This is a genomic window from Synechococcus sp. BA-124 BA4 (assembly GCF_034931165.1).
In genome coordinates, this window is the sequence record NZ_JAYGIA010000116.1 from 1 (window position 1) to 13,498 (window position 13,498).

16 protein-coding genes are annotated in these 13,498 nt (G+C 70.1%); 7 read left to right on the forward strand and 9 right to left on the reverse strand.

Annotation, left to right across the window (positions count from 1 at the left end):
• From VB734_RS13985 to hemL, 6 genes are all read right to left on the reverse strand, one after another.
• The coding region (locus VB734_RS13985) for an ATP-binding cassette domain-containing protein (RefSeq protein WP_323243551.1) at positions 1–197 on the reverse strand (197 nt) is incomplete at its 3' end.
• The gene (locus VB734_RS13990) at positions 194–1,033 is read right to left on the reverse strand and encodes an ABC transporter ATP-binding protein (protein WP_323243552.1); all 840 of its coding nucleotides are present in this window, start codon (positions 1,031–1,033) and stop codon (positions 194–196) included. The genes VB734_RS13990 and VB734_RS13985, both read right to left, overlap by 4 nt.
• Positions 1,030–1,929, reverse strand: coding sequence for a branched-chain amino acid ABC transporter permease (locus VB734_RS13995; protein WP_323243553.1), 900 nt, complete (start codon positions 1,927–1,929; stop codon positions 1,030–1,032). Before VB734_RS13995 ends, VB734_RS13990 begins: the two co-directional genes overlap by 4 nt.
• 5 nt (positions 1,930–1,934) lie before the next feature.
• On the reverse strand, positions 1,935–2,864 hold the full coding sequence (locus tag VB734_RS14000) for a branched-chain amino acid ABC transporter permease (protein WP_323243554.1): 930 nt from the start codon (positions 2,862–2,864) through the stop codon (positions 1,935–1,937).
• Positions 2,865–2,871: 7 nt separating this feature from the next.
• Positions 2,872–4,068, reverse strand: a complete 1,197-nt coding sequence (locus VB734_RS14005; RefSeq protein ID WP_323243555.1) for an ABC transporter substrate-binding protein — start codon at positions 4,066–4,068, stop codon at positions 2,872–2,874.
• Entirely contained in the window at positions 4,065–5,420 is a 1,356-nt protein-coding gene (gene hemL / locus VB734_RS14010; RefSeq protein ID WP_323243556.1) for a glutamate-1-semialdehyde 2,1-aminomutase, read from the reverse strand. Before hemL ends, VB734_RS14005 begins: the two co-directional genes overlap by 4 nt.
• A 117-nt stretch (positions 5,421–5,537) precedes the next feature.
• Here hemL and VB734_RS14015 point away from each other — a divergent pair, with 117 nt between their 5' ends.
• Together VB734_RS14015 and VB734_RS14020 are read left to right on the forward strand one after the other, a co-directional pair.
• Positions 5,538–7,019: an FAD-linked oxidase C-terminal domain-containing protein gene (locus VB734_RS14015; protein ID WP_323243566.1), complete on the forward strand. Its 1,482-nt coding sequence runs from the start codon at positions 5,538–5,540 to the stop codon at positions 7,017–7,019.
• Between the two features lie 69 nt (positions 7,020–7,088).
• Complete coding sequence (locus VB734_RS14020) at positions 7,089–7,388, forward strand: hypothetical protein (protein ID WP_323243557.1); 300 nt, start codon at positions 7,089–7,091, stop codon at positions 7,386–7,388.
• A gap of 91 nt (positions 7,389–7,479) precedes the next feature.
• On the opposite strand, the gene VB734_RS14025 is transcribed toward VB734_RS14020, so the two are convergent.
• Positions 7,480–8,322, reverse strand: coding sequence for a class II glutamine amidotransferase (locus tag VB734_RS14025; protein ID WP_323243558.1), 843 nt, complete (start codon positions 8,320–8,322; stop codon positions 7,480–7,482).
• A gap of 49 nt (positions 8,323–8,371) precedes the next feature.
• Positions 8,372–9,394 (reverse strand): sulfate ABC transporter substrate-binding protein, encoded by a 1,023-nt coding sequence (locus VB734_RS14030; protein WP_416238058.1) that lies wholly within the window; start codon positions 9,392–9,394, stop codon positions 8,372–8,374.
• A gap of 186 nt (positions 9,395–9,580) precedes the next feature.
• Between VB734_RS14030 and VB734_RS14035 the strand changes: the two genes are divergently transcribed.
• The 3 genes from VB734_RS14035 (at position 9,581) to VB734_RS14045 (ending at position 11,030) form a co-directional block, all read left to right on the forward strand.
• Complete coding sequence (locus VB734_RS14035) at positions 9,581–10,012, forward strand: Rrf2 family transcriptional regulator (RefSeq protein ID WP_323243560.1); 432 nt, start codon at positions 9,581–9,583, stop codon at positions 10,010–10,012.
• A 197-nt stretch (positions 10,013–10,209) separates the two neighbouring features.
• Positions 10,210–10,761, forward strand: a complete 552-nt coding sequence (locus tag VB734_RS14040; protein ID WP_323243561.1) for a Crp/Fnr family transcriptional regulator — start codon at positions 10,210–10,212, stop codon at positions 10,759–10,761.
• 77 nt (positions 10,762–10,838) lie between these two features.
• The gene (locus VB734_RS14045; protein WP_323243562.1) at positions 10,839–11,030 is read left to right on the forward strand and encodes a hypothetical protein; all 192 of its coding nucleotides are present in this window, start codon (positions 10,839–10,841) and stop codon (positions 11,028–11,030) included.
• Here VB734_RS14045 and VB734_RS14050 read toward each other — a convergent pair whose 3' ends face one another.
• Positions 11,031–12,053 (reverse strand): sulfate/molybdate ABC transporter ATP-binding protein, encoded by a 1,023-nt coding sequence (locus VB734_RS14050; RefSeq protein ID WP_323243563.1) that lies wholly within the window; start codon positions 12,051–12,053, stop codon positions 11,031–11,033.
• Positions 12,054–12,151: 98 nt separating this feature from the next.
• Between VB734_RS14050 and cysT the strand changes: the two genes are divergently transcribed.
• Positions 12,152–13,003 (forward strand): sulfate ABC transporter permease subunit CysT, encoded by an 852-nt coding sequence (cysT, locus tag VB734_RS14055; protein WP_323243564.1) that lies wholly within the window; start codon positions 12,152–12,154, stop codon positions 13,001–13,003.
• A gap of 66 nt (positions 13,004–13,069) precedes the next feature.
• Entirely contained in the window at positions 13,070–13,459 is a 390-nt protein-coding gene (locus VB734_RS14060; RefSeq protein ID WP_323243565.1) for a hypothetical protein, read from the forward strand.
• Positions 13,460–13,498 lie beyond the last annotated feature (39 nt).

The following is a 13,498-nucleotide window of genomic DNA, read 5'->3' on the forward strand; positions in this document are numbered from 1 at the left end:
CCGCGCCACAGCACCTGGCCGGCGGCGGCGCCCACCAGCCGGGAGATGGCCCGCAGGGTGGTGCTCTTGCCGGCGCCGTTGGCGCCCAGCAAGGTCACCAGCTCCCCTTCCTTCACCTGCAGATCGAGGCCCCGCAGGGCGGTGAGGGCGCCGTAGCGCACGGTGAGACAACGCAGCTCCAGCAGCGGCGCGCTCATCGGCCGTCTCCGCCGGCACCGCCCGAACTGGCGCCCGAGCTGCCACCCGAGCCCCCCAGATAGGCCTCGATCACCCGTGGGTCGGTGCGCACCTCGGCGGGGCTGCCCAGGGCAATGCGCCTGCCGAAGTTGAGCACCGCCAGCCGGTCGCAGAGCTGCATCATCAGCGGCACGTGGTGCTCGATGATCAGCACCGTCAGGGTGAAGTGTTGGCGGATCGTGCCGATCAGCCGCCGCAGGTCGTCCTTCTCGGCCGGGTTCATGCCGGCGGCGGGTTCATCCAGCAGCAGCAACTGCGGCGCCGTCGCCAGGGCCCGGGCGATCTCCAGCCGCCGGCGGTCGCCGTAGGGCAGGTCCCCGGCCCGCTGGTCGGCCAGGGCCTCCAGCTCCAGCAGGGCCAGCAGCTCCATCGCCCGATCCTCCAGGCCCCTCCGGTGTTGGCGGAAGGCGCCGTTGGCCACCAGGGCCCCCAGCAGGGGGGTGCGGGCCGCATGATGCAGGCCCACCAGCACGTTCTCCCGCACCGACAGGCTCTCGAACAGGCGCAGGTTCTGGAAGGTGCGGGCGATGCCCAGGCGGTTGAGGCCGCTGGCCCCCAGGCCCGTGGTGGGCGCCCCCCGCCACAGGCAGCGTCCGCCGCTGGGGGGGGTGAGGCCGGAGATCACGTTGAACAGGGTGGTCTTGCCGGCGCCGTTGGGGCCGATCAGGCCGAAGATCTCCCCCTCCTCCAGCGCCAGACTCACCTGATCGAGGGCCAGCAGGCCGCCGAAGCGGCAGCTGACCGCCTCCACCTGCAGCAGGGGCGCCGGGGCGGTGCCGTCGGGGCTCCGGCTCATGGGGCCTGGGGAGCCTGGCGGCCCCGGCCGAGCAGGCCGGTCAGCCAGCGCAGTCGTTCCGCCGTCACCAGTCCCTGGGGAAAGAACAGCGGACCCAGCAGAATCACCGCCCCGAACAGGATCAGGCGCAGGTCCCCCACCGGCCGCAGCAGCTCCGGCAGGGCGGTGAGCAGCAGCCCCCCCAGCACCGGCCCCGGCCACAGACGGGAGCCGCCGAACACCACGAAGGCCAGGGTGGTGATGCTGGCGTCGAAGCTGCCGGCCCGGGCGTTCCAGGAGTTGAGGAAATGGGCCGCCAGCGCACCGGTGACGCCGGCGAGCACGGCGCTGGCCACGAAGGCGATCAGCTTGGTGCGGGGGGTGTCGATGCCGACGCAGGCGGCCGCCAGTTCGTCGTCGCGGATGGCGGCCATCGCCCGCCCCAGCCGCAGCGACTCCAGCCGCTGGCACAGCCAGCAGGCCAGGGCCAGCAGCGCCAGGGTGAACAGCACGTAGCCCTCGGGGTGGGCGAAGGGCTGGGGGATGCCGAAGATCCCCACGGCCCCGCCGGTGAAGGGCAGGTTGAGGTTGAGCACCCGCAGGATCTCCACCAGGGCGATGGTGGCGATGGCCAGGTAGATCCCCCGCAACCGCAGCACCGGCCCGCCGATCGCCAGGGCGATCAGCCCCGCCAGGGCCCCGCCCAGGGCCATCTCCGCCAGCAGGGCCGGCAGCGGTGAGGTGGCGCCGCTGCCGCCGAAGGCGGGGACGCCGGTGGAGAGCAGGGCGGCCACGTAGCCCCCCACCGCATAGAAGCCCGGGGTGGCCAGGGACAGCTGGCCGCAGCGCAGCGGCAGGTAGACCGAGAGGGCCAGCAGGGCGCCGAGCAGCATCTGTTCGAGCAGGGCGGCGTCCATGGCCCTCACACCTTGGTGGGCAGCGGCCGGCCCAGCAGACCCCGGGGCCGCAGCAGCAGTACCAGGAACAGGAAGCCGTAGCTGACCGCATCCTTGTAGCCCGACCAGTCGGCCGGCACCAGGGCCTCCGCCAGCCCGACGATCAGGCCCCCCAGCACCGCCCCCGGCACGCTGCCCAGCCCGCCCAGCACCAGCACCGCCAGCCCCTTGAGGCCGTAGCCGATGCCGAAGTAGGGCCCGGCGATGCTGGCGCTCAGCCCCACCAGGCCGCCGGCCATCCCGGCCAGGAAACCGCTGAGCCCGAAGGCGAGGCGCACCATGGCGGTGCTGTCGATGCCGAGGAGCTGGGCGGTTTCGGCGTCCTCCGCCACCGCCTGCAGCCCCTTGCCGTTGCGGCTGCCCTCCAGCCAGAGGGTGAGCAGGGCCAGCAGCAGCACCGCGATGCCCAGCAGCAGGGCCTGGACCGTGCGCACCCGGGCGCCCAGCAGGGGGAAGGAGGCCGGCAGGCCGCCGAGGGCGCCGGTGGGGATGGCGTAGCTTTCGGCCCCCACCAGCAGCTGGATCAGGTTCACCAGGATCACCCCCGCCCCCAGGCTGGTGATCAGGGCCAGCAGCGGATCGGCCCGGCGGCGGCGCAGGGGGCGGAAGGCCACCCGCTCCACCAGCAGGGCCACCAGGGCCGCCCCCAGCCCCGCCAGGGGCAGGGCGCCCCAGAAGGGCAGGGCGACGGGCAGCTGGAAGCCGGCCAGCAGACCGTTGGCCCCCACCGCACCGCCGATCAGCAGGTAGGTGAAGTAGGCCCCCAGGGTGAACACCGCCCCATGGGCGAAGTTGATCACCCCCAGGACCGAGAACACCAGGGTGTAGCCGAGAGCGAACAGCCCGTAGACCGCCCCCACCGACAGACCGTTGACCAGGATCTGGAGCAGGTCCACCAGGGGCTTACTTGAGCAGGGCGAAGCGTCCGCTGCGCCCGCCCGGATCCATGCGCACCTGGGCCACGAAGAACTGGCTCTGGACCACCTCGCCCTCCGGGGTGAAGCGGATCTCCCCCAGGGGGGTGGCGTAGGTGCCGGCCAGGATCTCCTCCATCAGCGTCTTGCGCGCCGCCGTCAGGGTGGCCCCTTTCAGGGGCTGGCGTTTGTCCAGCCGCACCAGCGCATCGCCGATCACCTGGAGGGCCGTGTAGGCCTGGGCCGTGAGCTGGGGCGGGATGGCGCCGCCCTTGGCCGCCTGGAAGGCCTTGAGGAAGGCCGTGTTGGCGGGGGTGTCCAGTTCGGGGCTGTAGGCCTGGGCGATCAGCAGCCCGTCGCAGTACTTCTGGCAGATCGGATAGATGTTCGGGGTGTTCATGCCGTTGCCGGCCACGATCAGGCCCTTGTAGCCCAGCTCCCGCAGCTGGCGGATCAGGTTGCCGCCGTCCACCGCCTGCAGCGACAGCACGATCAGGTCGGGCTTCTCCCGCAGGGCGGCGCTGATCTGGTTCTGGAAGTCCTGGTCGTTGAGCTGGGTGCGCTGCACCGTCACCGGATCGAGGCCCTTCTCCTTGAGCGCCTTCTGGAAAATGGTGGTCTCGGCGGTGCTGTAGGCGTCGTCCTGGGCGTAGAAGACCGCCGCCCGCTTCAGGCCCGGCTGGATCTTCAGGGCCCGCTCGATGGCCAGGGGCGCGATCACCGAGCTCTGGGCCGAGACCCGGCTGATGAAGAAGCCGATCTCCGGGATGCCGGTGGCGGTGTTGGAGGGGGCCACCACCGGGACGCCGCGGCGCTGGGCGATCGGGTCGGCGGAGAAGGCCTGCTGGGAGAGGGTGGGGCCGATCAGGGCCAGCACGCCCCGGTTGATCTGCAGGGTGAAGGCCGTGTTGGCCCCCGGTTCGTCGCTGCCGCTGTCCTCCAGGGCCAGCTTCAGGGGCGTGCCGTTGATGCCGCCGGCGCCGTTGCGGTGCTGCAGGGCCAGCTCCAGGCCGATCTTCTGGTCCTGGCCGTAGACGTTGGCGTTGCCCGTCAGGGCGAGCACCGCGCCAACCGGCACGCCGCCGGCCAGATCGAGGGGCTGGCTGCCGGGGTCGGTGGCGCAGCCCGCCAGCAGGGTCAGGGTCAGCAGCCCGGTGCCGACCCCCAGCAGACGACCGACGCTCACGCCAGCGAGAGGAAGACGTCGCGGAAGGCGTCGATGGTGGCGTCGATGTCGGCGTCGCTGTGGGCCAGGGAGGTGAAGCCCGCCTCGAAGGCGCTCGGTGCCAGGTAGACGCCGCGTTCGAGCATGCCGCGGTGCAGGCGGCCGAAGCGCACCGTGTCGGCGGCCTTGGCCTGCTCGAAGTTGTGCACCGGCCCCTCGCAGAGGAAGAAGCCGAACATGGCGCTGATGCTGCCGCCGCAGAAGGGGATGCCCGCCTCGGCGGCGGCGGCGCGGATGCCGTCGATGAGCCGTTTGGTGATCGTCTCCAGCCGCTCGTAGCTGCCGGGCTGGCTGAGCAGCTGCAGGGTCTTGATGCCGGCGGTCATGGCCAGGGGATTGCCGCTCAGGGTGCCCGCCTGATACATGGGGCCGGCGGGGGCCACCATCGCCATGATGTCGGCCCGGCCGCCGTAGGCCCCCACCGGCAGGCCGCCGCCGATCACCTTGCCCATGGTGGTGAGGTCCGGGGTGACGCCGAAGCGGGCCTGGGCACCGCCGTAGCTGATGCGGAAGCCGGTCATGACTTCGTCGAACACCAGCAGGGCGCCGTTCTCCTTGGTGAGTTCGCGCAGGCCCTCAAGAAAGCCGGGCTCGGGGGTGATGAAGCCCGCATTGCCCACCACCGGCTCCAGGATCACCCCGGCGATCTCCCCGGGGTTGTTGGCGAAGAGCTGCTTGACCGACTCCAGGCAGTTGTAGGGGGCAGTGAGCGTGCCGGCGGTGACGGCGCGGGGCACACCAGGGGAGTCGGGCAGGCCGAGGGTGGCCACCCCGGAGCCCGCCTTGACCAGGAACATGTCGGCGTGGCCGTGGTAGCAGCCCTCGAACTTGATCACCTTCTCCCGGCCGGTGAAGGCGCGCATCAGCCGCAGCACCGCCATGCAGGCTTCGGTGCCGGAGTTGACGAAGCGCACCATCTCCACCGATGGCACGGCGGCGATGACCAGTTCGGCCAGCTCGTTCTCGAGCACGCAGGGGGCGCCGAAGCTGGTGCCCTTCTCCAGGGCCTGGTGGAGGGCGGCGATCACCTCCGGATGGCTGTGGCCGCAGATGGCGGGCCCCCAGCTGCCGACGTAGTCGATGTAGCGGTTGCCGTCGACGTCCCAGGCGTAGGCCCCCTTGACGCGGTCGAAGACGATCGGCTGGCCGCCCACCGACTTGAAGGCCCGCACGGGGGAACTGACGCCCCCGGGCATGAGTGTCTGGGCGGCGGCGAAGATCTCCTCGGATCGGGTGGTGAGGAGGGAAGGGGCCGAGGCGGGCGCTGAAGGGGTGGCCGAACTCAAGGCGGGATCCGCGGAAGGTGGAGGCATTCGTTTCCCATCCTGACCCAGAAGGGTGCCGGGGTGCTGCGCCTCGGTAAGTTCGGAAGCAATGGCACCCCTTCCCCGGCCCACCGGAACGCTTCCGTGACGATCGACTGGGCCGCGATGGAGCGTGACTGCCGCGCCCTGCTGCCGGCGCGGGCCGTGGTGGCGGCGCCCCAGGAGCTGCTGGCCTACGACTGCGATGGCCTGACGCTGCACCGGGCCCAGCCCCCCCTGGTGGTGCTGCCCGAAACCACCGAACAGGTGGCCACCATCCTGCGGCTGTGCCACCGCCGCGGCGTGCCCTTCCTGGCCCGTGGCAGCGGCACCGGCCTCTCGGGGGGCGCCCTGGCGGAGAACGGAGCGCTGGTGATCGCCACCAGCCGCATGCGCTCGATCCTCGATGTCGATCTGGCCAACCGCCGCATCACCGTCCAGCCGGGGGTGATCAACGGCTGGGTCACCCGGGCGGTGGCCGGCGACGGCTTCTACTACGCCCCGGACCCCTCCAGCCAGGTGGTCTGCTCGATCGGCGGCAACGTGGCCGAGAACTCCGGCGGCGTGCACTGCCTCAAGTACGGGGTCACCAGCAACCACGTGCTGGAGATGGAGGTGGTGCTGCCCGACGGCACGGTCACCACCCTGGGCAGCGGCCTGGCCGAGACCCCCGAGCTGGACCTGCGCGGGGTGTTCATCGGCAGCGAGGGCACCCTCGGCATCGCCACCGCCATCACCCTACGGCTGCTGCGGGCCCCGCAGAGCGTGGCGGTGCTGCTGGCCGACTTCACCGCCATGGAGGCCGCCGGTGAGGCGGTGCGCCTGGTGACGGCGGCCGGCGTACTGCCGGCCGGGATGGAGATCATGGACAACTTCACCATCAACGCCGTCGACGATCTGTTCGGCCGCGACGAGTACCCCCGCGATGCGGCCGCGGTGCTGCTGATCGAACTGGACGGCCAGGAGCGCGAGGTGGCCGCCGCCGTGGAGATCGCCGGTGAGCTCTGCCGACAGGCCGGGGCCCGCACCATCCGGCGCGCCTCCAGCGAAGCCGACCGGGCCGTGCTGTGGAAGGGGCGCAAGTCCGCCTTTGCCGCCGTCGGCCGCATCACCCCCACCTATTACGTGCAGGACGGCGTCGTGCCCCGCAGCGCCCTGCCCGGGGTGCTGGCGGCGATCGAGGAGCTCAGCCGCCGCTACGACCTGCCGGTGGCCAACGTGTTCCATGCCGGCGACGGCAATCTCCACCCCCTGATCCTGTACCGGGCCGATGAGCCCGGCGTGACCGACCGGGTGCAGGAACTGGGGGCCGACATCCTGCGCCTCTGCATCGATGCGGGCGGCAGTATCACCGGCGAGCACGGGGTGGGCAGCGACAAGCGCTGCTATCTCGACTGGATGTTCGCCCCCGACGACCTGGCCACCATGCGCCTGGTGCGTGACGCTTTCGACCCGGCGGGCCTGGCCAACCCCGGCAAGATCTTCCCCACCCCGCGCAGCTGCGGCGAATCGGCCCGGCGTCAGGCTTCCTCGCTCACCGTGCGGGTCGATGCCCTCCCCGCCGGTGGCGTGGAGTCGCCGAGCCTGGAGCCCCTCGACGTTTTCTGAGCCCGTCCGAGGGGGCGGATCGCCGCGGGCACGGTTCTACGTTGGGGGGACCTTCCCTCCCGGCGCTCCATGCTGATCCGCCCGATGGCCCGTCTGGGTGTCGCTCTGGGTGTCACAGGCAGCCTGCTGACCGCAGCGCCGGTTTTCGCCCAGTCCCCGGTCGTCAATCTGGTGGCCAAGAAAGTGATCGAGCGCTATCAGAAATCCAGCTGCGAGCAGCTCTGGGCCGCCCGCAGCGAGCGGCGTGGGTCCCAGGAGCAGCGCGTGCTCGACATGCTCAACGACGATCCCCAGCTGCGTCAGTCCTTCATCGACCAGGTCGCCGCCCCGGTGATGAACAAGCTGTTCGTCTGCGGGATGCTCCCCTGAGCGCCAGCTTCCGCTGGCCACGCGCGGCCCATCTGGTATGCCTGGATGTCCCTGCTGGCGGACGATCTCTTCTGCCAGGTGATGGCTTGCCTCACCCAGACGTTCGTTCTCGTCGAAGCGTTCTGTCCGGTACTGGGCTGGCTGTTCCCGGCACCCCGGGGGGCTGGTGCCGTACCACTTCGCCCCCCACCAGCAGGACGGCCTCGCCGGCCTGAAGCGGCAGCCATGCCTCATCCCTGGTCAGCGGTTCGGTGCTGACGATCGTCACGACATCGTCGACGCCGGCCAGCTCGGAGAAGTCGACGCTCAGGTCGTCATCGGCCAGGGTGGCCCGGCCGAACGGGGCCCGGCGGGTGATGCGGTGCAGCCGGCTGCTGGCATGGGCGAACAGCCAGCTGCCGTTGCTGATCAGACAGTTGAAGGTGCCCTGCTGCTCCAGCTGCCGGGCGCAGAGCACCAGTGTGTCGAAGATGGCATCCAGGTCCGCCGGATCGGCGCCGGCGGCGTTCAGTTGTTCCAGGATCCAGCAGAAGGCCACTTCGCTGTCGGTGGATCCCTCCGGAACGAACAGCCGGGTCTGAGGCAGAGGTCCCAGCAGGTTGCCGTTGTGGGCGAACACCCACTCCCGCCCCTGCCAGCGCCGGTGGAAGGGGTGGCAGTTCTCCAGGGCCACCACCCCCTGGGTCGCCTTGCGGATGTGGGCGATCGAGCAGTGGGCGCGCAGATCCAGGCTGGCCACCCGGGCGGCGATCGGCGAGAAGGCGGCCGGGGCATCCTCCCGGTACAGATGCACCCCGCGGCCGTCGGGGTCGAAGCTGGCCACCCCCCAGCCGTCACCGTGGCAGCCGGTGGCACCCCCCCGGCGGGTGAGGCCATGGAAGGAGAAGCGCATGTCGGTGGGGATGTTGGCGCTGAGGGCCAGCAGTTCGCACATCACCCGAGGTCCACCGAGGACCCCATTGTCCCCGCCGCGAGGGGCCGGATCAGCGGGAGCCGCTGAACAGCTGGTCCCAGACCCCGTCCTTGCCGAAGAAGCTGGCGTTGACCTTGTCCCAGCCGCCGAAGTCGCCGGCCGAGAACAGCTGTTTCACCGGGGCGAAGCGGCCCTTCACCCGGCTCCAGACGCCCGGGCTGGCCGGACGGAAGCCTTCCTCGGCGAAGATTTCCTGGGCCGGCTCGCTCTGGAGAAAGGCGGCCAGGGCTTCGGCGGCCTTGCGGGTGCCCTTGCGATCCACGTTGCGGTCGATGACGGTCACCGGGCCCTCGATGCGGATGTTGACCTCGGGCACGATGAAGGGGGCCTTGAGATCGCCGCTGCGCTTGGCCAGGATCGCCTCGTTCTCGTAGTTGAGCAGCACGTCGCCCTGGCCGCGCTTGAGGAACACGTCACTGGCCTCGCGGGCGTCCTTGGGCAGGTTGTCGACGTTGCGGTAAACCGAACTGACGTAGGACTTGGCCTGGGCCTCGCTGCCGCCGGTCTGGCTGATCGAGCCCCAGAGGCCAAGGAAGTTCCAGCGGGCGCCGCCGGAGGTCTTGGGGTTGGCCGTCACCACGGTGACGCCGGGCTTGGCCAGGTCGGCCCAGGTCCGCACCCCTTTGGGGTTGCCATCACGGGTCACGAAGGCCACCACCGAGTGGGTGATGATCGCGCCGCCGGGCAGGTCGTTCTCCCAGCCCGGCTGCACCAGGCCCGCTTCCTGGAGCTTGAGCACGTCACCGGCCAGGGCGAGGGTGGCCACGTCGGCATCGAGGCCGTCGATGATCGCCCGGGTCTGGGAGCCGGAGCCGCCGTAGCTGGTCTTGACGTTGATGGCCTGACCGGTTCGGGCCTTCCAGTCGGCTTCGAACTTGGGCAGGATCCGGTCGTAGGCCCCCTTGGTCACGGCGTAGCTGACCAGCAGCAGCTCCTCGGGAGCGCCGCTGCCGCCGGCGCCGCCACCGCCCTCGGGCTGGGTGCCGCAGCCGCTCAGGGCCAGGCCCCCCAGCAGGAGGCCGGTGATGGCCAGGGGGGTGGCGGACGGAAGTGGCGAGGAGAATGGATAAAGTACGGTAGACCGATGCGCGAACTGGAGAAAACTATTCCTCCCTGCCGCCGCGCGATGTAGGGCGGATGACACCGGGCGGAGGCCCGGCGGGGGCCGATTGCCGAAGCCGGGCCTGCCACAATCCCCGTAAGACAACCGTGGATTCCCTTGGCCTTCAGCGCGAAAACCGGATACGGCCTCGTCTCGCTCATCGAGCTGGCCGCCATCCATTCCCGCGGCGGTGTCCTCCAGGTGGCGGAGATCGCCCAGCGCCAGGCCATTCCCGATCGCTATCTGGAGCAGATGCTCGCCAGCCTGCGCCGGGGCCAGATCCTGCGCAGCATCCGCGGGCCGAAGGGGGGTTACCAGCTGGCCCGGCCACCGGCCGAGATCCGGGTCGATGACGTCGTGAGCTGCCTGGAGGGGGAGGTCACGCCGCGGGCCGGCGGCGAGGGCGTCACCCCTGAATTCGAGGTGCTGGGTCGGCTGGAGGAACGGCTCGAAGAGGCCCGCCGCGCCATTCTCTTGGGCACCACCCTGCAGGACCTGCTGGACCAGCGGGATCACCTGGCCCAGGCCCAGGCGATGTACTTCATCTGAGCAGACCGGCCCTGAATCCGGCCGGACCGCGCTGGACCGTTAAATAGACCACATTGCCGATGGGAAATGTGAGATATGGTGTTCGGGTCCCCGCAGGCTCCCCATGGACTGTTGTCGGCGAATGCCTGTCGCCAGCCGAAGGCTGGCCGTCCGCCCTGCCCTGAACCCCCCGACCCCATCGCTGTCCGCCTGCGGCCATGACCACCTCACGCACGCCCCAGACCCTCCGCCTCACGCTCCTGCCCCATGACGTCCTGCCCGACGGACTTCACTGGAAGATCCAGGACGGCTACATCCGCACCGCCTCCCACGACGAGGAGGGCGAATCCTTCACCCTTGGCCTGTGGGGCCCGGGTGACTGGGTGACCAACGCTTATTCCACGCTGCGTCCGGTGGAGATCCAGTGCCTGTCCACGGTGGTGGTGGAGCAGGGCCATCCCAGCGAGGCCGAGATCCTGGCCTTCCTGCATCACCAGATCCGGAACACCGAAGAGCTGTTCGAGATCAACCGGGTCCGCGGCGCCGACTCACGGCTGCTGCGGCTGCTGCGCTGGATCGGCCTCCGCTTCGGGCAGGTGAGCAGCCGCGGCTACCGCCTCTCCCTGCGGGACATGAACCTCACCCATCAGGCCCTGGCGGAGATCTGCGGCTTCACCCGGGTGACGGTCACCAAGACCCTCAACAATTTCAAGCGCCTCGGCCTGCTGCATCAGGTCAGCGACACCGACCTGATGGTCAGCATTCCCTGAACACGCCGACGCGGTTCAGCGCCCCATTCCCAGCGTCCTTTCTGTTCAACAACACCCACGCATCAACAACCACCTTCATGGCTGCCCAGTACTTCCGCTCCAGGCTCAATGAGTCCCATCCCCAGCGCTTCACCCTCGTCTTCCGCAACGGTGAACTGCTGCGCCACCAGGATCCCCTGGCCGTGGCCCAGTACCTCGCCGATGCCCGCCTGGCGGAGGTTCATTCCGAACCGCCGCGCCGCCGCGCCGCCACGGCTCCGATCGACTGATCAGATCGAAAAATCCGGTTGAAAGGCGTGGGCCTGGCGGCTGATCACATGCAGTCGGTCGCCGGGCTTGAGGTTGGCGACGTCCACCTCTTCCCGGGGGAACTGGGCCACCACCACTTCTTCTGAGTCGAGCACCAGTTCCGCCTGCAGGTCGCGGCCCATGTGGGTGAGGCGCCGCAGGCGGGCCGGCACGGTGCCCGGCTGGGGGGTGGCATGCACCTGCACATGGTGGGGGCGCACGAAGATCCGGCCCTCCGCCGGCAGCGGCGGAACCGCATCGCGCCGCACGGGCAGGGAACCGCTGGGCAACTCGTTGACGGCGCCCACGAAACTCATCACGAACGGTGAGGCGGGATGGTCGTAGATCTCCGCCGGGGAACCGATCTGCTCCACCCGGCCTTCGTTCATCACCACGATCCGATCGGCCACCTCCATGGCCTCCTCCTGGTCGTGGGTGACGATCACGGTGGTGACGTGCATCTCGTCGTGGAGATTGCGCAGCCAGGCGCGCAGTTCCTTGCGCACCTTGGCATCGAGGGCGCTGAAGGGTTCATCCAGCAGCAGCACCCGGGGCTGCACCGCCAGGGCTCGGGCCAGGGCTACCCGCTGCCGCTGCCCGCCGGACAGCTGGGAGGGGTAGCGGTTGCCGTAGCCCCGCAGGTGCACCAGGTCGAGCAGCTCGTCGACCCGCCGGCGGATCGCCTCGGGCTTCCAGCGGCGCAGTTCAAGGCCGAAGGCCACGTTGCGACGCACGTTGCGGTGCTTGAACAGGGCGAAATGCTGGAAGACGAAGCCCACCTGGCGCTCCTGCACCGACCGTTCGGTCGCCTCCTCGCCGGTGATCCAGATGCGGCCGGCATCGGCCTCCTCCAGTCCGGCGATCAATCGCAGCAGGGTGCTCTTGCCCGACCCGGAGGGTCCGAGCAGGGCCACCAGGGAGCCGCTGTCCACGTCGACGCTGACGTCGTCGACGGCGCGGAAGTCGCCGAAGCGCTTGCTGACGTTGGCGACGCGGATGCCCATGGGAGCGGCCTGGGTGGCTGGAGAAACTGACTATACCGGTAAGCGCACCGTTGAACCGTCCTTTAGTCTGACGCCGTCGTCCCGCTCCTCCCGCTCCGATGGCCCCCGCCCTCCTGCGTCGCTGGCGCCTGCCGGCCCTGGCGCTGCCCAGCTGGCCCTGGCGCATCACCTGGACCTACCTGGGCCTGATCCTGTTCCTGCCCCTGGGCGCGATGCTGCTCAGGGCCGCCGAGGTGGGACCCGTCGGTTTCTGGGAGATGGCCACCACACCGGAGGCCATCGCCACCTACAAGGTCAGCTTCGGCCTGGCCCTGGTGGCCAGCTTCATCAACGGTGTCTTCGGGCTGGCGGTGGCCTGGGCGCTGGTGCGCTGCCGCTTTCCGGGCCAGCGCCTGCTCGATGCCCTGATCGATCTGCCCTTCGCCCTTCCCACCGCCGTCGCCGGTCTTGCCCTCACGGCCGTGTACAGCACCAACGGCTGGCTGGGCCAGCCGCTCCACGAGGCCTTCGGCCTCAAGGTGGCCTTCGCCGCCCCGGGGGTGACCGTGGCGATGGTGTTCATCTCCCTGCCCTTTGTGGTGCGCACCGTGGAGCCCGTGCTGCGTTCCCTCGAGAAGGAGCAGGAGGAGGCCTCCTGGTGCCTGGGGGCCACGCCGCTCCAGACCAGCCTGCGTGTGGTGCTGCCCCAGCTGCTGCCGGCGATCCTCGGCGGGGTGGCCCAGGGCTATAGCCGGGCCGTGGGGGAGTACGGCTCGGTGGTGATGATCTCCAGCAACGTGCCCTTCCGGGACCTGATCACCCCCACGCTGATCATCCAGAAACTGGAGGAGTACGACTTCGACGCCGCCACCGTGATCGGCGCGGTGATGCTGATCTTCTCCCTGCTGAGCCTGCTGGTCATCAACCTGCTGCAGGTGTGGGGCCAGCGCTACCAGGGCGATGCGGCCTGATCCCGTCTCCCTCAGCCTTCACCCCGATTCCTGTTCGCCTTCCGTTCCCGCCACCGGCTGTCCGCCATGACCATCGTCGTCCCCACCCTGGAGAGCCCCGCAGCCGTTCAGGCCCCCCGCCCCAGGTCACGCCGCCAGGGCCCTGATCTGGCGGCGATCCTGATCCCCCTGATCGCCTGCCTCTACGTGGGGGTGGTGATCCTGCTGCCCGCCCTGAGCGTCGTGGCCTCCGCCTTCGCCAAGGGGCTGGGGCCTTTCCTGGAGAACTTCCAGTCCCACGAACTGCTCTCGGCCCTGCGCCTGACCCTGTTCGCCACCGCCGTGGCGGTGCCCTGCAACGTCATCTTCGGCCTGGCCGCGGCCACCGTTGTCAAGCGACATCCGGAATTGGTCCTCCGGCGACACGAAATCTGGCCCACCCTGTGGGGCTTGAACCCCGGCTTGTTGACGCCGTAGCCGGCGCCGGTAGGTCTTGCTCATCAGTCGTTGGGTATG